The organism is Mycobacterium sp. Soil_C_30 (genome assembly GCF_057656995.1).
In genome coordinates, this window is the sequence record NZ_JBDGJH010000025.1 from 91,575 (window position 1) to 110,903 (window position 19,329).

General features: G+C 66.7%; 16 protein-coding genes. 9 read left to right on the forward strand and 7 right to left on the reverse strand.

Going from position 1 to position 19,329, the window contains the following annotated elements:
- Position 1 precedes the first annotated feature (1 nt).
- Genes ureC through urtA form a run of 3 tightly spaced genes read right to left on the reverse strand, consistent with a single transcriptional unit; the run spans position 2 to position 3,649 of the window.
- On the reverse strand, positions 2-1,717 hold the full coding sequence (ureC, locus tag AC3A6P_RS31365; RefSeq protein ID WP_487696283.1) for an urease subunit alpha: 1,716 nt from the start codon (positions 1,715-1,717) through the stop codon (positions 2-4).
- A 1-nt stretch (position 1,718) separates the two neighbouring features.
- Complete coding sequence (locus tag AC3A6P_RS31370; RefSeq protein WP_487696284.1) at positions 1,719-2,411, reverse strand: urease subunit beta; 693 nt, start codon at positions 2,409-2,411, stop codon at positions 1,719-1,721.
- Positions 2,411-3,649 carry an urea ABC transporter substrate-binding protein gene (gene urtA, locus AC3A6P_RS31375; protein ID WP_487696285.1) on the reverse strand — a complete coding sequence of 413 codons (1,239 nt, stop codon included), beginning with the start codon at positions 3,647-3,649 and terminating at the stop codon, positions 2,411-2,413. Before urtA ends, AC3A6P_RS31370 begins: the two co-directional genes overlap by 1 nt.
- 127 nt (positions 3,650-3,776) lie before the next feature.
- Here urtA and AC3A6P_RS31380 point away from each other — a divergent pair, with 127 nt between their 5' ends.
- Complete coding sequence (locus AC3A6P_RS31380) at positions 3,777-4,778, forward strand: helix-turn-helix transcriptional regulator (protein WP_487696286.1); 1,002 nt, start codon at positions 3,777-3,779, stop codon at positions 4,776-4,778.
- Here the strand turns inward: AC3A6P_RS31380 and AC3A6P_RS31385 are convergent.
- Positions 4,750-5,931, reverse strand: coding sequence for a pyridoxal phosphate-dependent aminotransferase (locus AC3A6P_RS31385; protein WP_487696287.1), 1,182 nt, complete (start codon positions 5,929-5,931; stop codon positions 4,750-4,752). The two genes, AC3A6P_RS31380 and AC3A6P_RS31385, sit on opposite strands and share 29 nt — an antisense overlap.
- A gap of 119 nt (positions 5,932-6,050) precedes the next feature.
- On the opposite strand from AC3A6P_RS31385, the gene AC3A6P_RS31390 reads away from it, so the two are divergent.
- On the forward strand, positions 6,051-7,070 hold the full coding sequence (locus AC3A6P_RS31390; RefSeq protein ID WP_487696288.1) for a LacI family DNA-binding transcriptional regulator: 1,020 nt from the start codon (positions 6,051-6,053) through the stop codon (positions 7,068-7,070).
- On the opposite strand, the gene AC3A6P_RS31395 is transcribed toward AC3A6P_RS31390, so the two are convergent.
- Complete coding sequence (locus AC3A6P_RS31395) at positions 7,067-7,948, reverse strand: LysR family transcriptional regulator (RefSeq protein WP_487696289.1); 882 nt, start codon at positions 7,946-7,948, stop codon at positions 7,067-7,069. The two genes, AC3A6P_RS31390 and AC3A6P_RS31395, sit on opposite strands and share 4 nt — an antisense overlap.
- 87 nt (positions 7,949-8,035) lie before the next feature.
- Here AC3A6P_RS31395 and AC3A6P_RS31400 point away from each other — a divergent pair, with 87 nt between their 5' ends.
- On the forward strand, positions 8,036-9,631 hold the full coding sequence (locus tag AC3A6P_RS31400) for a phytoene desaturase family protein (RefSeq protein ID WP_487696290.1): 1,596 nt from the start codon (positions 8,036-8,038) through the stop codon (positions 9,629-9,631).
- A 70-nt stretch (positions 9,632-9,701) separates the two neighbouring features.
- Positions 9,702-10,598 (forward strand): ABC transporter substrate-binding protein, encoded by an 897-nt coding sequence (locus AC3A6P_RS31405; protein WP_487696291.1) that lies wholly within the window; start codon positions 9,702-9,704, stop codon positions 10,596-10,598.
- Here AC3A6P_RS31405 and AC3A6P_RS31410 read toward each other — a convergent pair.
- Complete coding sequence (locus tag AC3A6P_RS31410; RefSeq protein ID WP_487696292.1) at positions 10,580-11,707, reverse strand: MFS transporter; 1,128 nt, start codon at positions 11,705-11,707, stop codon at positions 10,580-10,582. The two genes, AC3A6P_RS31405 and AC3A6P_RS31410, sit on opposite strands and share 19 nt — an antisense overlap.
- A gap of 56 nt (positions 11,708-11,763) precedes the next feature.
- Entirely contained in the window at positions 11,764-13,284 is a 1,521-nt protein-coding gene (locus AC3A6P_RS31415; protein WP_487696293.1) for an aldehyde dehydrogenase family protein, read from the reverse strand.
- Positions 13,285-13,553: 269 nt separating this feature from the next.
- Between AC3A6P_RS31415 and AC3A6P_RS31420 the strand changes: the two genes are divergently transcribed.
- The 5 genes from AC3A6P_RS31420 to AC3A6P_RS31440 are packed head-to-tail and all read left to right on the forward strand — an operon-like array spanning position 13,554 to position 19,211.
- Complete coding sequence (locus AC3A6P_RS31420; RefSeq protein ID WP_487696294.1) at positions 13,554-14,765, forward strand: amino acid ABC transporter substrate-binding protein; 1,212 nt, start codon at positions 13,554-13,556, stop codon at positions 14,763-14,765.
- Positions 14,766-14,769: 4 nt separating this feature from the next.
- A complete protein-coding gene (locus AC3A6P_RS31425; RefSeq protein ID WP_487696295.1) occupies positions 14,770-15,651 on the forward strand; it encodes a branched-chain amino acid ABC transporter permease in 882 nt (293 codons plus the stop codon).
- Positions 15,648-17,501 carry a branched-chain amino acid ABC transporter ATP-binding protein/permease gene (locus tag AC3A6P_RS31430; RefSeq protein WP_487696296.1) on the forward strand — a complete coding sequence of 618 codons (1,854 nt, stop codon included), beginning with the start codon at positions 15,648-15,650 and terminating at the stop codon, positions 17,499-17,501. The genes AC3A6P_RS31425 and AC3A6P_RS31430 overlap by 4 nt, the downstream gene beginning before the upstream one ends.
- Positions 17,498-18,247 carry an ABC transporter ATP-binding protein gene (locus tag AC3A6P_RS31435; RefSeq protein WP_487696297.1) on the forward strand — a complete coding sequence of 250 codons (750 nt, stop codon included), beginning with the start codon at positions 17,498-17,500 and terminating at the stop codon, positions 18,245-18,247. Before AC3A6P_RS31430 ends, AC3A6P_RS31435 begins: the two co-directional genes overlap by 4 nt.
- Positions 18,248-18,266: 19 nt before the next feature.
- On the forward strand, positions 18,267-19,211 hold the full coding sequence (locus tag AC3A6P_RS31440; protein ID WP_487696298.1) for an NAD(P)-dependent oxidoreductase: 945 nt from the start codon (positions 18,267-18,269) through the stop codon (positions 19,209-19,211).
- Positions 19,212-19,329 lie beyond the last annotated feature (118 nt).

Genomic DNA, 19,329 nt, shown 5'->3' on the forward strand with positions numbered 1-19,329 from the left:
CCTACTTGATCGAGTAGCGCCGGCCCAGCGGAACGCTCTGCATGGGCACGCTGTCGCACAGCTGGCCGTCCACCTCGACGCGGTAGGTGTCCGGGTCGATGGTGATCGACGGCAGGTAATCGTTGTGCAGCAGATCGGCTTTGGTCAGTGCACGGGCACCGCGGCACCCCACCAGCGGTGTCGAAAGGCCAAGCTTGGCCGAAAGATCCGACGACGCGGCCGCCTGGGCCACGAAGTTCACCGACACATCGGCGGGGGTCTTGCCGAAGGCGGCCCACTGCGGGCGATACTTCAGCGGCTCACACGTCATCAAGGAGGCGTTGGCCTCACCCATCACCGACCAGGCCGGAAAGCCACCCTTGAACACCACCTCGGGACGGATGCCGAAGAACTTCGGCTCCCACAGGACGATATCGGCCAGTTTGCCCGGCTCCAGTGACCCGACCACATGGTCGATGCCGAACAGCCGCGCGGGGTTGATGGTCAGTTTGGCGACGTAGCGCAGGATGCGGGCGTTGTCGGCACCGGTGCCCTCATCGGCGGAAAGCGCTCCGCGGGTGGCCCGCATGTGTGAGGCCAATTGCCAGGTGCGGGCGATGGTTTCGCCGATGCGGCCCATGCCCTGGGAATCGGACCCCATCGCCGAGATGGCACCCAGATCATGCAGCACGTCCTCGGCGGCGATGGTCTCGCGCCGGATCCGCGACTCCGCGAACGCCACATCTTCGGGAATCCGGGGATTGAGGTGATGACACACCATCACCATGTCCAGATGCTCGTCGAAGGTGTTGACCGTGTACGGGTTCGTCGGATTGGTCGATGACGGCAGGCAATACGGCTCACCCACCACCCGCATGATGTCGGGAGCGTGGCCGCCGCCGGCGCCTTCGGCGTGATAGGTGTGGATGGCCCGGCCGCCGATGGCACGCATGGTGTCCTCGAAGAACCCGGACTCGTTGAGGGTGTCGGTGTGGATCTGCACCTGCAGATCCAGCTCGTCGCCGGCGTCCAGGGATGCCTTGATGGCCGCGGGGGTGGCGCCCCAGTCCTCGTGGATCTTGTAGCCGATGGCGCCCGCCAGGCCCTGCTCGATCAGCGGCGCGGTGCTCGAGGAGCTGCCGTTGGCGATGAACCCGAAGTTCATCGGGAACGCTTCGGCCGCAGAGAGCATGCGCGCCAGGTTGTTCGGACCCGATGAGGTGATCCCGACGGTCACCGGCCCCAGGCCGCCGCCGATCATGGTGGTGACCCCGCTGGAGATGGCTTCTTCGACCAGGCCGGCGCTGTCGAAGTGCACGTGTACGTCGATGGCGCCCGCGGTGGCGATCATGCCCTCACCGGAGCGGATGTCGGTGCCGGCGCCGATCACCATGCCGGGGTCGACGCCGTCCATGGTGCGGGGGTTTCCGGTCTTGCCGATCCCGGCGATCTTACCGTCGCGAATTCCGATGTCGGCCTTGCGAATTCCGAGCACCGCGTCGATGATCAGGGCGTTGGTGATCACGAAGTCCAGTGCACCGTCAGCGTTGGTGATGTCACCGTGCACGGCCATGCCTTCACGCATGGTCTTGCCGCCGCCGAACACCGCCTCGTCGCCGTACACCGTGCTGTCGTGCTCGACGCGGGCCAGCAGGTCGGTGTCGGCCAGGCGCACCCGGTCGCCGGTGGTGGGGCCGTACAGCTCGGCGTAGCGGGCCCGGCTGATGCGGTAGGCCATGTCAGGAGCCCTTCGAGTCGAGGTAGCCCGCGTCGCGCAGCGCGGTGACGTAGGGCTCGGGTGAGCCGGTGGTGGCACCATTGGTCATGGCGTTCTGCCCGATGACCACCCGCTCACCGCCGTAGGTGGTCAGCGAGACCTCTTGCGTCTCACCGGATTCGAAGCGCACCGCCGTACCCGACGGGATGTCGAGGCGCTTGCCGAACGCCAGAGCGCGATCGAAGCGCAGTGCCCGGTTGGCCTCGAAGAAGTGGAAATGCGAACCCACCTGGACGGGCCGGTCGCCGGTGTTGACGACGGTGACGGTTGCGGTGTCACGACCCTCGTTCAGCACAATCTCGCCATCCTCCGGCAGCACTTCGCCGGGGCGCACCGTGACCGGCCGGGTGCCGGGCCGGATCGCGTCGTGCACGGTGACCAGCTTCTGGCCGTCTTCGAAGAAGGCTTCCACCTGTACCGAGCCCAGCAGTCCCGCCACGCCTGGCAGTACGTCGTCGTCGGTGAGGATCTGGGCGCCGTGGGCGGCGGCCTCGGCGACGTTGGCCCCGGCCCGGGCGGCCTCGACCACCTCGTCGGCGATCAAGGCGCGTGCCTCGGGGTAGGTGAGTGCCAGCCCGGCTGCCCGGCGTTTGCGCGCCAACTCGGCGGCCAGGAACAGCAGCAGCCGGTCTTCGTCCTTGGGTGTCAGATGCATCAGCCGGTGATTCCCTCGGCCCAGGGATAGCTCTTCAGGAACGGGTCCGGCGTGATCGGTTCGGGGGACTCCCACACCTGGTCGATCAGTCCGCTCGGTGCGACGACGCCGATGCGGGCCGTCTTGGTGACGTGGTGGTTCTCCCCGTCGATGGTGACCGAACCTTCGGGGGCGTCGATGGTGACACCGCCGGCCGCGTTCTGGATATCGGCGACTGTGAACGAATTGGCTTTCTCCACAGTCGCTTTCCAGAGGTACACCCCGGTGTAGGCGGACTCCATCGGGTCCGAGGTCACCCGGTCGGGACCGTACTTGGCCTTGAAATCGGCGACGAACTTCGCATTCGCCGGGGTGTCGAGGGTCTCGTAGTAGTTCCACGACGACAACTGTCCGACGAGGGTGTCGGCGCCGATGCTCTTGACCTCTTCCTCGCCGACGCACATCGACATCACCGGCATGGTCTCGGGCGTCAGGCCCGCGCTGTTGTATTCGCGGAAGAACGATGTCAGCGACGCGCCGACCACCACGTTGAAGATGGCGTCGGCGTCGGCGGTGCGGATCTTGTTGACGATGGTGGCGAAGTTGGTGCTGTCCAGCGGTACGTAATCCTCGCCCTTGATCTCCATGCCGTTGGCCTCGGCGTAGGCCTTGACGATCGCGTTGGAGGTCCGCGGGAACACGTAATCGCTGCCGACCAGGTACAGCGATTTCACGCCCTGCTCCTTGAGATAGTCCAAGGCAGGGATGATCTGCTGGTTGGTGGTGGCGCCGGTGTAGTAGATGTTGGGCGAGGATTCCAGGCCTTCGTATTGCTGGCCGTAGTACAGCAGCGCGTTGGCGTCCTCGAACACGGGAAGCATCGCCTTGCGGCTGGCCGAGGTGTAGCCGCCGAAAACCGCTGCGGCACAATCGCTGTTGACCAGCTTGTTGGCCTTCTCGGCGAACACGGTGGGGTCAGAGGCGCCGTCTTCGCTGAGCAGCTCCAGCTGCTTGCCCAGAACTCCACCGCCGGCGTTGATCTCGTCGACGGCCATCGCGATGGCGTCGTGGATGACGGTTTCGCTGACGGCCAGTCCACCGGACAGGGAGTTGATGGAGCCGACGGTCACGGTCGGTCCGGAGGTGTCGGCGCAACCCTCCTGGCTGGTCGTGGTCTCGTCGCTGGCCCGGCTGCCGCAGCCGGCGGCGAGCACGGCGGTGGCCGCCAGTAACGCGACGGAAGGTCCCAGTTTTTTCATGTGTTGCAGCGTAGAAACGGCGGCGCCGGGGTGACTATGGGACGAATCTCCCATTTCGAAGAACCGTTTTCGCCGCCGCCCCAACACCGAAACGTTGCTGAAACATGGCCTGCTGATGATGGCCGCTATGGCCGGGATCTATGGCGACGTGCTGGGCAGTGCCAGCAGCATGGAGACCCGCGCCCACGATCTTCTGGAGACCCTGAGCAGTCGTGCCGCCTCCTCGGCGTCGGCGATCTGCCTGTGGGATCCGATCCAGCGCAGGCATGTCGGGGTGGCCAATCACGACTACCCCAAGCCGGTGATGGATCACTTCAACTCGTGGTTCGTCGAGAACGACCCGCTGTTCGACGCCATGCGGGTGCACGGCCTGGGGGCGCTGCGCTGGCGTGACTTCCCGGACTACCGCCGGGGATTCTCGGTCAACAATGTCTTCCGTCCCGCCGGCTTCGACGAAGGGCTGTCCGCCCGCTTGGTGACCAACGACGGTACCTACGTCGGCACCATCCACGTCAACTGCGATGACGCTCGTTATCCCAGCGACGACGATGTGGCCGAGATCAACGCGTTGCGGGCACAGATGGCCGAGCAACTGGACTTCTCGCTGCGGCCCCGCATGGTCGCCGAACTGGTGGCCCCGGACGCCCAGGCCTGGGCCGTCGACGATGCCGGACGTGCGCACGTGCTGCGGTGCGGCGACACCTTCGACGGGGCGCTGGAGCCGGTGCTGATCAGCGAGCTCGCGTTCGCGTTCCGGACCATCCCGTCAGACGTGCTGCGCTACCACGACGGCATCTCCTGGCTGCACGTGCGCCGTATCGCGACCTCACCGCGCTATCGCGGCGACAGCCTGGGGGCCGTGCTGCTGGTGACGCGGGCGCCGTTGCCGATGGGCATCACCCCGCGTGAGCTGGACGCGCTGACGTTGGCGGTGTGCGGCCTGACCAACACCCAGATCGCGGCTGCGCTGTTCATCAGTGCCCGCACCGCGGGGCATCACCTCGAGAGTGCGTCGGGCAAGCTCGGTGCGGCCAACCGCGCGGCCTGCGCATCCCAGGCGGTATCGCTGGGATTGCTGTCGGCTCAGGTCCTGCGCGACTTCAGTGGCGGAGAATCTGTAGCCGTCTGATCGCCTCGTCCAGGGTGGCGTCGCGTTTGCAGAACGCGAAGCGCACCAGGTGATTCCATTGCGCGGCGTACGGTCCGCCCGGATCGCAGAACGCGGACAACGGAATCGCTGCCACACCCGCGCGGTGCGGCAGCTCGGCGCAGAAGGTGGTGCTGTTGTCGTAGCCGAGCGGACGTGGGTCGGCGCACACGAAATACGTTCCCGCACTGGCGTGGACGTCGAACCCGATATCGGTGAGCGCCGCGGAGAGCTTGTCTCGTTTGCGCTGCAGATCATCACGCAGGTCCGCCACCCAGGCGTCCTCGGTGTCCAGGGCGTGGGCCACCGCCGGCTGGAACGGCGCCCCGCCGACGTAGGTGAGGAATTGCTTGGCCGCGCGCACCCCGGCCAGCAGGTCGGCTGGACCGCAGGCCCAACCGATTTTCCACCCGGTGGCGTTGAACATCTTTGCGGCGCTGGAAATGGTGATGGTGCGCTCAGCCATACCGGGATAAGCGGCCAGCGGCAGGTGGGTGCGGTCGTCCCCGGGGTCTGAGAACACCAGGTGCTCGTACACCTCGTCGGTGATCACCAGCAGATCGGCCTCGACCGCGATCTGTGCGACCGCCCTGAGTTCGTCGTCGCGCAGCACCAGCCCGGTGGGGTTGTGCGGGGAGTTGATGATCAGCGCCTTGGTACGCGGTGTCACCGCGGCGCGCAGCGCGTCGAGGTCGAGGGCGAATCCGCGGCCGTCGGGAACCAGGGGAGCGGTGATGCGGTGGCAGCCCGCCATCGCCAGCACGGGGGAGTAGGAGTCGTAGAACGGTTCGATCAGCAGTACCTCCGAGCCTGGTTCCACCAGACCGATGACCGCCGCGGCAATGGCTTCGGTGGCGCCCACGGTGACCAGCACTTCGCTGTCGGGGTCGTACTCGACGCCGTGGCGGCGTTTGCGTTGCCGCACCACGGCCTGGCGCAGCATCGGGATGCCCGGGCCGGGCGGATACTGGTTGATGCCGTCGGCGATGGAGTCCTGGGCGACCTTCAGCATGGCCGGCGGGCCGTCCTCGTCGGGGAAACCCTGGCCGAGGTTCACCGCGTTGATGCGCGCGGCAAGCGCGGACATCTCGGCGAACACGGTGGTCGTGTAGGGCTGTAGCCGGTGGACCGTCATGAGACACGAGCGTAGGGGAAGACCCGCGTGCGATCGATTGCATGACATCGCGGTCGGCGTGACGATCCAGCGGTAATCTGGCTGCCTGGCCCGTCAGCCCGGGTCGCAGGGGAGGGAACGTGCCGCGCAGAGTGACCATCGACGACGTGGCGCGCCTGGCCGAGGTCCACAAGGCGACGGTGTCGCGGGCGCTCAACGCCCAGACTCGCGACCAGGTGAATGTCGAGACCCTCAAACGGGTCAAACGCGCCGCCCGTCAACTCGGTTACGTGCCGAATGCGATGGCGCGTGGGCTGCGCACCAGCAAGTCGATGACCATCGGCGTCATCATCCCCGACCTGATGAACCCGATTTTCCCGCCGATCATCCGCGGTATCGAGCATGTGCTCCAGGCTCAGGGCTACACGGTGCTGATCGCCAACACCGACTCCCACGACGATGTCGAGATCTCGGTGTTCGAGTCGTTGCTGCAGCGCAGGGTCGACGGATTCATCCTGGCGACCGGCCGGCTCGACGATCAGCCGGTGGTCGACGAGGCGGTCGCGGCCGACGTTCCGGTGGTGCTGGTCAACCGCGGCTCCGGGATCGGGGGGTTTCCGCTGGTGGGTGGCGACAACACCCGCGGCATCGAACTGGCCGTCGCGCACCTGGTCGAGCTGGGGCACCGCCGGATCGTGCATGCCGCGGGTCCACCCAACTTCTCCACCACACGCTCGCGCGCCGAGGCGTTCGAGACCGCCGCCACCAAGGCGGGCGTGCAGCACGACACCATCTACGCGACGGCGCTGACCATCGAGGCCGGTGTGGCGGCCGCCGAGAAATTGCTGTCGCACAACGATATTCACCCCACCGCGCTGATGGCGGGCAATGACCTGGTGGCGCTCGGGCTGATCAGGCGGCTGCGCGCCGAGGGTCTGCGGTGCCCGGAAGAGGTGTCGGTGGTGGGCTTCAACGACATGCCGTTCGCCGAGGACTTCTGGCCGCCGCTGACAACGGTGCACATGCCGCTACGCGAAATCGGTGCGGAGGCAGCACGATTGCTGCTGCGGGGCATCGAGAGCGGCGAGCAGGACGGAGCGACGCTGACGCTGCCGGTGTCGCTGGTGGTGCGGGGCTCGACGGGACCTGCCAAGACCTAGCCGAAACGGCCCACCAACTCCTCGGCCAGCCCGGCAGCGGCGGGACTGCGGTGGCCGGCCGACGCTGACGCCAGATACAGCGTCCACATCACCGACGGTGCCAGCGGAATCGACCGCAGATCGTCGAAGCGCCGCGCATCGGCGGCGGGCATGATCGTGGTACCCAGCTGGTGGCGGGTGAGGCCGGCGGCGATGGTGTAGTCGGCCACCTCGTAGGCGGTGACGACGACGACGCCCGCGTCGGCCAGCGCGTGATCGACCAATCGGCGCACACCCCAACCGGGGGCGAACTGGATGAGGTGTTCACCCACCAGATCGTCCATCCGCACCGCGCGGCGGTCCGCCAGCCGGTGATCGGGCCGGCACACGAACAGCAGGGGCTCGCTGTTGAGAGGCTGGACGTCGACGAGTGTGGACGGCTTGCCCGGCGTGGAGATCAGCGCGAGGTCCAAGGTGCCGTCGGCGATCGCGGCGATATGTCCCGCCGAACCTGCTGAGCTCTGCCGCAGCCGGACGTTGACCAGGGGATGCCGGCGGTGGAACCGGCCCAACGCTGCGGGCAGATCCAGTGCGCCAGAGGACATCAGCGTGCCCAGCTGCACCGTGCCCGCCAACTGACCGTGGTACTCGAGCACCGCGTCGCGGGCCCGATTCGCGGCATACAGCACCTGATAGGCCTGCTCCAGAAACGCTTCGCCGGCGGGGCTGAGTGCGATCTGCCGCCGGGAGCGGTCGATCAGCGGTACGCCCAGTTCTTTCTCCAGTTTCGCCACCGAGGCCGACAATGCCGACTGCACGACGTGCACCCGCTCGGCAGCCCTGGTGAAATTCCGTTCGGTCGCCACCGCGACGAAGTACTCGAGCTGACGGAGCTCCATACCGCATTGAACCATCTGCCAGACCGATCAGACAGATCACAAACATTCGTTGGACGTGATGAGACGGGTGATGCTGCGATCAGAACCATGACCACTGACATCGTCGTCGCAGGCGCCGGCCACAACAGCCTCATCACCGCGTGTTATCTGGCCAGGGCCGGCTACCGGGTACTGGCCGTCGACGCCCGCCACATCCCCGGCGGTGGCGCGGCCACCGAGGAGATGCTGGCGCCCGGCTATCTCGTCGATTCCTGCTCCACCGGTCACACCCTGATCCAGGGCAACCCTCTGATGGTCGACGACGAACTCGGGCTGCTGGCTCAGTACGGGCTCGAGTACGCCCACCCGGATCCCGTTGCGCACGTGATGTTCCCGGATGGCCGGCAGTTCACGCACTGGTTGGACATGGACCGCACGGTGGACGCCATCGCCCGCTTCTCCAAGGCCGACGCGCAGGCGTACCGGAGACTGATCGCGGAATGGCGTGAGGTGAAGCATCTGTTCAACCGTGCGCAGTTCACGCCGCTGGGGCACGGGCCGAGCCTGGATCAGATGCTCGACGAACACCCGATCGGCAATGTCTGGAAACGTCGCCGGGTGATGTCGTCCTGGGAGGTGATCCGGCACGAGTTCGAGAACCGGCACATCCGGTCCTACATGCTCTGGCAGGCCTATCAGACGATGGTGCGCCCCGACGCCGCCGGCACCGGGCCCCTGGCGTATTCGATCATCGGCGGCCGCCAGGAGAAGAGCTGGTCCATTCCGCTCGGGGGATCGGGACAGCTGACGCAGGCTCTGGTCCGGTGCTTCGAGTCCCACGGTGGGCGTATCGAAACCGGGGTCATGGTGGAATCGCTGATCCTGCGCGACGGCCGGGCGGTGGGCGTGCGGGCCACCGACGGACGCGAGTTCCATGCCTCCGTCGCCGTGCTGTCCACGATCCACGTCAAACGGCTGACCGAGATGGCACCGGCGGAAAGCTGGGACGCGGCATGGCGTTACGGGGTCTCCACCTACGACCCCGGCGCGGCCGGATTCGCGGTGTACCTGGGCACCACCGCGCCGCCGGTGTTCGAGACGGAGGACGGTCCCCTCTCGGCGGTATCGGCCGGGTACGCCGGCTGGCCGGAGGACATCCTCGATCACGCCAGGATCGCCTACGACGGCGGTTGGCAGGACCGGATCGGCTGGATGCTGGCCGCCACCCCCACGCTGGTCGATCCCAGCCGGGTCCCGGTGCCGGGACACCACACCGTGAAACTGCTCAACACCGTCGGCCACGTCATGCCGGACGGACGCGGGTACGCCGAGGTGATCGCGCGCCGCGCCCGTGAGCTCAAAGACCTCACCCGGCGGATGTGCCCGAGTTTCACCGATGAGGTGGTGATCGCCGAATACGTCAAGGGGCCGGTGGAATTCGAGGAATCCAACCCCGCCATGGTCAACGGCGCCTGGCACGGCGGTGACCGCGGCATCACCTTCGCCGGACCGCAGCGTCCCGCGCCCGGGTGGGCCGCACACCGGACACCGATCCGTGGGCTCTATCAGACCGGAGCCACCACCTATCCGGGTGGCTCGGTGACGGGTGGGCCCGGGCGGAACGCGGCCATCGTGATGCTCGCAGACCTCGGACGTGACTTCCCCTTCGCCCAAACCGCCACACGGGCCCAGAAGTTCGAGTAGAAACCGGCAGAACGTCGGTCTCGGCGACGGTACAGTGCAGCCAAGCATCACTACAATCGATTGCAGGTCAATGGATCAGATCAATCTCGGTGTCTTCAGCCCGTCGGTGCTACTCGACGTCGCCCGCTCCAGCGGCCGGTTGGCCGACGCCGGTGTGCAGGTGCACGACGTGCCCGTCGCGTCCTCGCCGGCGCAGTTCACCTCGCTGCGCGCCGGCGACTACGATGCCGTGTTCACCAGCCCGGACAACGTGCTGGCGTACCGCTTCCTGCCCGCAAACCCGTTGGGCGAGTTGCTCGATGTCGAGATCGTGGCGGGTCTGGACCGGGGTCTCGGGTTGTGTCTGGGGGTGCGCCCGGGCGTCACGGACCCCACCGAGCTGGTCGGTGGCCGCTTCGGGGTCGACGTGCCTACCTCGGGATTCGCGTTCGTCGGGTACGCGCTGCTCGAAGCACTTGGATTGTCCCGCACCGACGTCGAGGTCGTCACCCTGGGATCGACGCCCACCCGCGCCAGGGCATTGCAGGCCGGGGACTGTGATGGCACGGTGCTCAACGCCGGTAATGAGTTGGCCGCTCGAGCGCAGGGCTGCACACTGCTGGCCGATGTCACCCGGTTGGGCCCGTACCTGGGCATGGTGGTGGCGCGCCTGCGTGAGGCGCCGGGCGCAGCGGCCGTCGAACGGATGGTGGCGGCGCTGATCGACACCGCGGGCCGTATCTCCGCGGGTGAATTGGACCAGCAGGCAACCGAATCCGCTGCCCGGTTGCTGTCGCTCGACCAGGCGGCGGCCGCAGAGCACGTGGCGGTGCTCAAGGATCCGGCCCGCGGGCTGATCACCGACGGCAGCGTCGATGCGGCCGCGCTGGGCACCCTGGTCGGGTTGCGCCGCCGGTTCCTGCCCGCCCCCGAGCTGGACGGCCTCGAGGGCCGCTTCGGCGAACTGAGCTACTCGCGCACCACGTAGCGGGCGCGTGCCACCGTGGTCACCACGGCATAGGCAATGGCCACCACCGTGGTGACGGCGAACAGGACCTCGAATCGATGTGCGCCCGCAGCGACATTGCCGACCGCCGCCCCCATCGAGGCCCCGACGAACAATGCGATGGAGAAGAACGACATCCCGATGGCGCGGCTGTCGGCGGCCGCGTCGGTCATCCACGTCTGCATGGTGGTGTGTCCGGACGCCCAGGCCAGGCCCAGGAGTAGGGCGGCCGCCAGCACGGTACCCAGCGAGATGTCCACGGCCACTGCGATGTACGCGCCTACGATCGCGACGCCCGCCACCAGCATCAGCACCCAGGCCGGCCAATGGCCCAGGATCAGCCTCATCAGTTGGCTGATCACCACCACGGCGGCACCGAACATCGCGGTCGCCACCCCGGCGACCAACACGGTGGCACCCGTCGCCTGCAATGCCACCGCCAGGTAGTTGAACACCCCGATCAGCAGCACACCTTCGACGATGGTGAACACCAGGATGCTGACCGCCCAGCGGTTGGCCGCGAGCCGGCGCAGCGACGGTAGCAGCGGTTCCCGGGTGCCGCCGGTGGCGTCCGCCAGCCGGGGAAGCGCGGCAACAAGCGCAAACGAGAAGACCGCGATCGCGACGTAAACCCAACGCCAACCCAACCATTGGGCGATGGCGCCGGCGCCGACGGTCCCGGTGGCGAGTCCGACGGAGATGGCCGCGGCAAGATTGGCATTCGCCATCGCCCGCTGTTTCATGGCCAGGGTGTCGCCGTAGTAGATCAGCACGGTGGTGATGGTGGCCGAGAACATGGCGCCCGCCACTCCGCGGGCAACGCTGTAGGCCAGCGCGTCATGAACGAAAGCCGTTGCAAGATTGGCCGATCCGCCCAATGCCGTCGAAACGACCAGGATCCGGACCTTGCCGTACCGGGCGGCCAGTGTGCTCCAGAACAGCTGGAACGCCGCATATGCCACGGCGTACACCGTCAGCGAATGACCGATCGCCTCGAGGTCGGCGCCCAGATCGTCGGCGATGACGGGGACCAACGGGGGCATCACCGACCGGTCGATCATCGACACGAACGCGGCGAGGATCAGGATCAACGCCGGTGTTCCAGGATCATCGCGCTTGTTCCAGGATCATCGCGCTTGTTCCAGGATCATCTAGGCGGCCATACCGGAACCTCTCCACGGCCGGAGCGGAACCGCACCGCCTTGGAGCGGACGAACTCGTGCAGGGTTTCGGGCGCGTTCTCCCGGCCGAAACCGCTGCCCTTCACCCCACCGAACGGGGAGCCGAGGAAAGACCGCCGCATGTAGTTGTTGACGAAGACCATGCCGGCTTCGAGCCGTTGCGCCACCTGCCAGGCAGCGGCCTCGTCGCGGGTGATCATCGCCGCGGTCAACCCGTAGGCGGTGCCGTTGGCGATCTCGACGGCCTCGTCCAGCGTGGAGTACCTCATGATGAGGGCGATGGGGCCAAAGATCTCTTCTTGTCCCACAGTCGAATCCGGGGTGACATCGGCCAGCACGGTCGGCGGCACCCAGTAGCCGTCGGCATAGGGCGGCTCTGTCGGTACTGTGCCCTGCGCGACGATCCTCGCTCCTTCGTCGAGTGCGGTCTGCAGATAGGCCAGTACGCGGTCACGTTGCCTGGCGTCGACCATGGGGCCGATATCGGTGTGTGGGTCCAGCCCGTCACCGACCACCAGCGCGGTGGCGGCCGCGGTGAATTTCTCCAGGAACTCGTCGTACACCGCGTCGTGGACCAGGATTCGTGCGGTCGAGGTGCACGCCTCGCCCTGGTTGTAGAACATCGCCTCGATCGACACGGTGACCGCGAGTTCCAGATCGGCGTCCGGGAACACCATCAGGGCGTTCTTGCCGCCCAGTTCCATGGTGGCGTAGGTGAGGTTCTGCGCAGCAGTCTCCAGCACCCGCCGGCCGGTGGCCGTCGCGCCGGTGAAGCTGATGCGTTCCACCTTCGGGTGGCCGGCCAGCGCCGCACCGGCTGTCAGGCCGGGAACGGCGTTGAGTACCCCGGGCGGGAGCACCTCGTTGGCGATCTCGACGAGCCGGAGCACGGTCAGTGGTGCCTGCTCACCTGGTTTGATCACCACGGTGTTGCCGGCGATCAGCGCCGGGGCGCCCTTCTTGGCGAAGTGAATGGGTGGCCAGTTGAACGGGAGGATGCACGCGACCACGCCATACGGCTCGTACAGCACCCGGGTCTCGATCGGTCCCTGGTCGATGATCTCTCCGGGCAGGCTGTCTCCGAGGCCGGCGAAGAAGTCGAAACAGTTCGAGCTGAACGCCACGTCATTGGCCAGGGCATCGCGCTTGGGCTTGCCGTTCTCCCGCGACACCAGCTCGCCCAGTTCGTCGGCGTGCGCGCGGATCCGGTCGGCGACCTGCTTGAGGTACGCACCGCGCTGCCGTCCCGACAGGTCCCGCCAGGCCGGCAGGGCAGCGCGGGCCGACTGGACGGCCCGGTCCACCAGGGCGTCGTCGGCCGACACGACGCGAGCCAGCGGTTGGGCCGTGGACGGCTCGATCACGTCGAAGGTGTCCGCGCCGTCCACCGGAACGAAAGCGCCGTCGATGAACGCCCCCCACACCGTTCGTTCCAGAGGTCCGGGCCGGGAACGCGGGGCAGCCGTGTCCGGGTGAAGCGTCGTCATGTGCACTCCGTCGTGGGCTCAATGCATCTGCAATCGATTGCGGCTGACTATAGACGGCCAGTGCGGGCGCCGGAACCTTTTCTTCTTGATGTGTTGGCACGCCGCTCGAAACCCGCCGCCGCGCCGTGCCGATGCGGAGATGCTCCGATGGGAAAGTGTTGACACCCGTCGCCGAGCTGTGTGACGATTCACTGCAATCGATTGCAAGTGAGCTACACAACAATCTGAGCTCGTCGGGGCAATCGGTCTGACAGAGAGGTTGGACATACATGCGCGTGACCACTGCTTTTCGCGCGATCGCGGCGGCTGCCGCGATCGCGCTCGCTGCGACCGGCTGTTCCGCCGACAGCAACAGCGACGGCGACACCATCAAGATCGGCGCTTCACTGCCGCTGACCGGTGAGTTCAGCCAAGGCGGCCTCGACACCCAGCGTGGGTACGAGACCTGGGTCGAGATGACCAACGAGGCCGGCGGTCTGCTCGGCAAGCAGGTGGAGATCGTCATCAAGGACGACGCCACCCAACAGGAGACCGCGGTCAGCAACTACAACAACCTGATCGCACAGGACAAGGTGAACCTGCTGCTCGGCAGCCAGTCCTCACTGCTGAACATCCCGGCCTCGGCCATCGCCGAGAAGAACAAGATGCTCTTCGTCTGCCCGTCGTGCGGATCGCCGGACATGTTCAACCGCGGTTTCAAGTACATCTTCTTCTCGCAGCAGGCCATCGCCACCGACCAGGCCAAGGTGTTCGCCAACTGGATCGCGGCGCTGCCCCCCGAGCAGCGGCCCAAGACCGCCGCCTACCCCTCGCTCGACGATCCGTTCGCCGGACCCGTCGTCGAAGGCGCCGAGAAGATCCTCTCGGCCGCCGGAATCCAGACCGTGTACAAGGACCAGTACCCCGCCACCACCAAGAACTTCGACTCGGTGGTCAACGCCATGCGTGACGCCGGAGCTGAAATCGTGGTCCAAGGCGCACAATTCGAGGACGGGGTCAACATGATCCGGTCGATGAACCGGGCCAACTACCAGCCCGCGATCCTGTACCAGAGCAGCTCACCCACCTACGGCAAGCAGTACCTCGACGCGGTCGGCGCCGACAACGCCGAGGGCGTGTTCTTCTCATCGAGCTACAGCCCGCTGTCGGACACCCCCCAGAACGCCGATTTCGTCAAGCGCTTCGAGGAGAAGTTCGGGCAGAGCCCGCCGGAGGATGCCGCCGATGGTTTTGCCGCCGGTCAGGTGTTGGCCGCTGCGGTTGAGGCCGTGGGATCGATCGACGACCAGACCGCACTGGCGGACTGGTTGCACGGCAACAGCGTTGACACGCTGCTGGGCACCTTGAGCTGGAACGAAGACGGCAGCCCGAAGGGGGACTTCCTGGTCGGCCAGTGGCAGGCGGGTGTGTCTCAGGTGGTGCTGCCCACCGACGTGGCCACCTCGGACAAGATCTTCCGCTGGCGCGGCGGGGACATCTGATCCCATGACTTCCCTCGTCCAAACGCTCATCCTGGGCCTGCTCGTCGGCGCGCTGTACGCGCTGATGGCGTCCGGCCTGACCCTGATCTTCGGGGTCATGCGGGTGATCAACCTCGCCCACGGTGCGTTCGCCGTGCTCGCGGCGTTCCTCACGTACACCCTGTGGCGCCAGCTCGGCCTGGACCCGTTGCTGTCCATCCCGATCGTCATGGTCGTGATGTTCGGATTCGGTTGGCTGGTTTACATTCTGGTGATCCGGCACGTTCGGGGCGCACACGTCACCATGACGGTGCTGGCCACCTTCGGGATCGCGCTGATGCTCGAGGGAATCATGGGGTTCATCTGGGGCAACACCTCGTCCACGGTGGTCGTGTCCTACACCGACGCATCACTGTCACTCGGTTCGATCTACGTCCCGCAGGCCATGCTCATCGCCGCGGTCATCGCGGTCGCGGTGATGGGCGGGCTGTACCTGCTGCTCAACCACACCTGGGCGGGACGGGCGATCCGGGCGGCCTCGTCCAACGAGAACGGCGCGCTGCTGGTGGGGGTGAGCGTCGCGACCATCGCCGCGCTCACCTTCGCCATCGGCGTTTCCACCCTGGGCGCCGGCGGTGCCATGTTGTCCACCATCTACCCGTTCCTGCCGGGCACCCACTACCAGTGGATCGCCCGTCTGCTGGCCATCGTGGTGCTCGGCGGCCTCGGTAGCCTGCCCGGTGCCGTCCTCGGGGCGCTGGTGATCGGTATCGGCGAGATGGCGGCCACCGCCTACGTCGGAGCCGCGTGGCCGGTGGCGGTGCCGTTCCTGGTCATCATCATCGTGCTGATCACCCGCCCGCAGGGTCTCATGGGCACCCGACTTCGAGAGGATGCGGTGGCATGAAAGAGCGTCTTCTGGACCCCAAGCTGCACAAGTGGGGTTCGCGCGGCCTGATCGCCGTCGCCGCGGTAGTGGTCCTGCTGTTCCCGTTGTCGCCCAGCATGTCTGCCCAGAACATCGTCATCCTGTCGCTGGTGCTGGCCATCGGTGCCAGCGGCCTGAACGTCATCACCGGCTTCACCGGCTACCTGTCGTTGAGCCAGGGCGCGTTCATCGGGATCGGCGCCTACGTGGGCGCCATCCTGGCCACCCGGTTCCCCGATGTGGAACCGCTGCTGTGGGCACCGATCGCCGGCGTGGTGGCCGCCGTCATAGCGATGCTGCTCGGTCTGGTCACCTACCGCTCGCGCGGCCCGGCATTCGTCATCATCACCGTGGCCTTCCTGTTCCTCATCCAGTTCGTGGCCATCGAATGGGTGCCCGTCACCAACGGCACCGCGGGTCTGACACTGCCACTGCCGGATTGGCCGGAGGCGTGGGGCAACTGGCCCTTCCACCTCTCGCTGGTCGCGCTGCTGGCCGCCTCGCTGGGGATGACGTGGTGGATCCGTCGCACCAAATTCGGCATGGGCCTGATCGCCATTCGCGAGGACGAGGGCAAGGCAGGCACCATCGGCGTCAACGCCCCCGTCTACAAGCTGCTGGCCTTCGGCCTGTCCGCACTGTTCGTCGGCATGGCCGGTTCCGTGTACGGCTACTACCTGTCGTTCGTCGACCCCATCGGCATGTTCTCCATCATCACCAGCGCGCTGATCGTGCTCGCCGTGATCCTCGGCGGCCGTGGCACGCTGTGGGGGCCGGTGTTGGGCGCCTTCATCATCCAGCCGGTCAACATCTACGCGAACCAGGCCTTCGGCGGCGGTAACGCCCGCCTGGTGCTGTTCGGCGGGCTGCTGGTGCTGCTGGTGATCCTGCTGCCCAAGGGAATCCTGCCCACCGCGGCATCCCTGATAGAGAAAGCCAGAACCAAAGGCACCGTGGGTCTTTCGGGCGCGCGGCTCAACCCGCTGGACCGCCCGCTGGTACGCACCGAGATCCGTAGGCCCGAACCGACCGGCAAGACCCTGCTCGAGGTCCGCGGTCTGCACAAGAGTTTCGGCGGCAACCACGCCGTCAACGACTGCAGCTTCACCGTCCCCGAGGGCTCGATCACCGCGCTCATCGGTCCCAATGGCTCCGGCAAGACCACGGTGTTCAACCTGATCTCGGGCACCATGGCGCCCGACAAGGGGGAGATCCTGCTGGGCGGCGAACGCATCGACAACATCTCCCCGTGGTCGCGGGCACACCGCGGGCTCGGCCGCACCTTCCAGATCACCCGGCTGTTCCGGGAGATGACGGTGCTGGAGAACGTCGTCGCGCCGCTGCGGAACTTCTCGGTGCCTCAGCTGGGCCTCGGGGCCGTCAGCGGCTCGGAAGCCGCACGCGCATCAGAACTCCTGGAGTTCGTCGGTATGACCGCCTACCGGGATGCCCATGCCGGAGCGCTGTCCTACGGGCAGCAGAAGCTCGTCGAACTGGCTCAGGTGCTGATGCTCGATCCGAAGCTGATCCTGCTCGATGAGCCCGCCGGCGGTATCAACCCCACCCTGATCGAGCGGATGGGCGACCTGATCCGGCAACTCAACGCCGACGGCAAGACGTTCCTGCTCGTCGAACACAACATGCCGTTCGTCGTCGGGCTGTGCGACCCGATCCGGGTGCTGGCCCGCGGCGCGGTGATCTCGCAAGGCTCGCCCGAGCAGATCCAGAAGGATCCCTTGGTGCTCGACGCCTACCTCGGCGATGACTACCTACTCGAGGCGCCCTCGAAGGGTTCCAAAATCGCAGTGGTGGAAGGGAATCCAGCATGATCAAACTCGAAGGAGTGGTCGCCGGCTACGGCGGCGGCAACGTCCTGCAGGGGGTGGACCTCGAGGTCGGCCCGGGGGAACTCGGCTGTATCGTCGGCCCCAACGGGGCGGGCAAGTCCACCGTGCTGCGGGCTGTCAGCGGTATCCTCAAGCCCAGCGCGGGCCGCATCACCCTCGACGGGAAGAACATCACCGGTCTGGCACCCGACCAGGTTCTCGAATGCGGCGTCACCCAGGTGCCGCAGAGCAACGGGTTGTTCCCGACGCTGACCGTCAAGGAGAACATCCTGATGGGCGCCTACGTGATCCGCAGGCAGCGGGCACTGGTCAAGCGGCGCTACGACGAGGTGCTCGGCATGTTCCCGCTGGTGCAGGACAAGACCGGAGTGCGCTGCGGCAACCTCTCCGGCGGTCAGCGGCGCATGGTGGAGTTCGCCCGCTCGCTGATGCTCGACCCCAAACTGGTCCTGCTCGACGAACCGTCGCTGGGGCTGGATCCCAAGTCGCTCACCGTGATCGACGAAGCGGTGGCCATCATGCGGGCCAGCGGCAAGGCCGTACTGATGGTGGAACAGAACGTCCGGTTCGGCCTGCGGATGGCGTCTTCCGGCATCGTCATGGAAAGCGGCCGGGTGTTGCTGACCGGGCCGGCCTCGTCGGTCCTGAACAACCCGGAAATCGCCGACCTCTACTTCGGCGGGGCGGTGCAGGCACCTGCCGCTCCCGCAACCCAACCGACGGCATAGATAGAAAAGGAAAAAGAGAATGTCTGCCTCAACCCTCAAGATCGGCTGGATCGGCGCGGGCCGGATGGGTGCCCAGCTCGTCACCCGGCTCCTCGACGCCGGCTACGACGTGACGGTGTACAACCGCACCGCCTCCAAAGCAGCCGCGCTGGCCGAGAAGGGCGCCAAGGTCGTCACGCAGCCGGTCGATCTCGCCGACCGCGACCTGGTGTTCGCCATGGTGTCCTCGTCCAACGATCTCGAGCAGGTGATGCTCGGGGAAAACGGTCTGCTGACAGGTCCCTCCTCCCCGCGAGTGATCGCCGACTCGTCCACGGTCTCGGCCGAGGCGAGCGCGAAGATCCGGGAGGCGGCCAATTCCCGTGGCTGTGATTTCCTGGCGACGCCGGTCAGCGGCAACCCGAAAGTCATTGCGGCGGGCAAACTCACCGTCGCGGTGTCCGGCCCACGTGAGGTGTTCGAGTCGGTCGAGCCGGTGCTCAACGTCTTCGGCCGCAGCGTCACCTATGTCGGTGAGGGTGAGGTGGCGCGGTTGGTCAAGATCGCGCACAACCTGATGCTCGGTGTGGTGACCCAGTGCCTGGCCGAGATCACCGTGCTGGTGGAGAAGGGCGGCGTCAACCGCGCCGATTTCCTGGCCTTCCTGAACGACTCGGTGATGGGATCGACCTTCACGCAATACAAGTCGCCGGCGTTCGTCAACCTCGATTTCAGCCCGACCTTCACCATGGAGCTGTTGCAGAAGGACTTCGACCTGGGGCTGGAGGCCGCCTACAAGCTCAAGTCGCCGATGCCGATCGCCTCGGCCACCCGGCAGATCATCGCCCAGGCCGCCGGTGCCGGAGTGGGTGTCGAGGAGGACTTCGCCACGCTGCTGCTGGAGGTGGCCCGCGGCGCCGGTATCGAACTGGAGTCCGAGAACGTCGCCGTCGACGACGGCCTGACCCCTCCGGTGCACACGTGAGCGCTGTGCGGCCGCTGGGCGCGCCCGGTCACATGGGCGTCGACTACGAGGAGCGGGTGGATTTCGCCCGGTTGCGGGACTACCGCATCGGGCGGGCCAAGGCGGCGTTGGAAGCCAG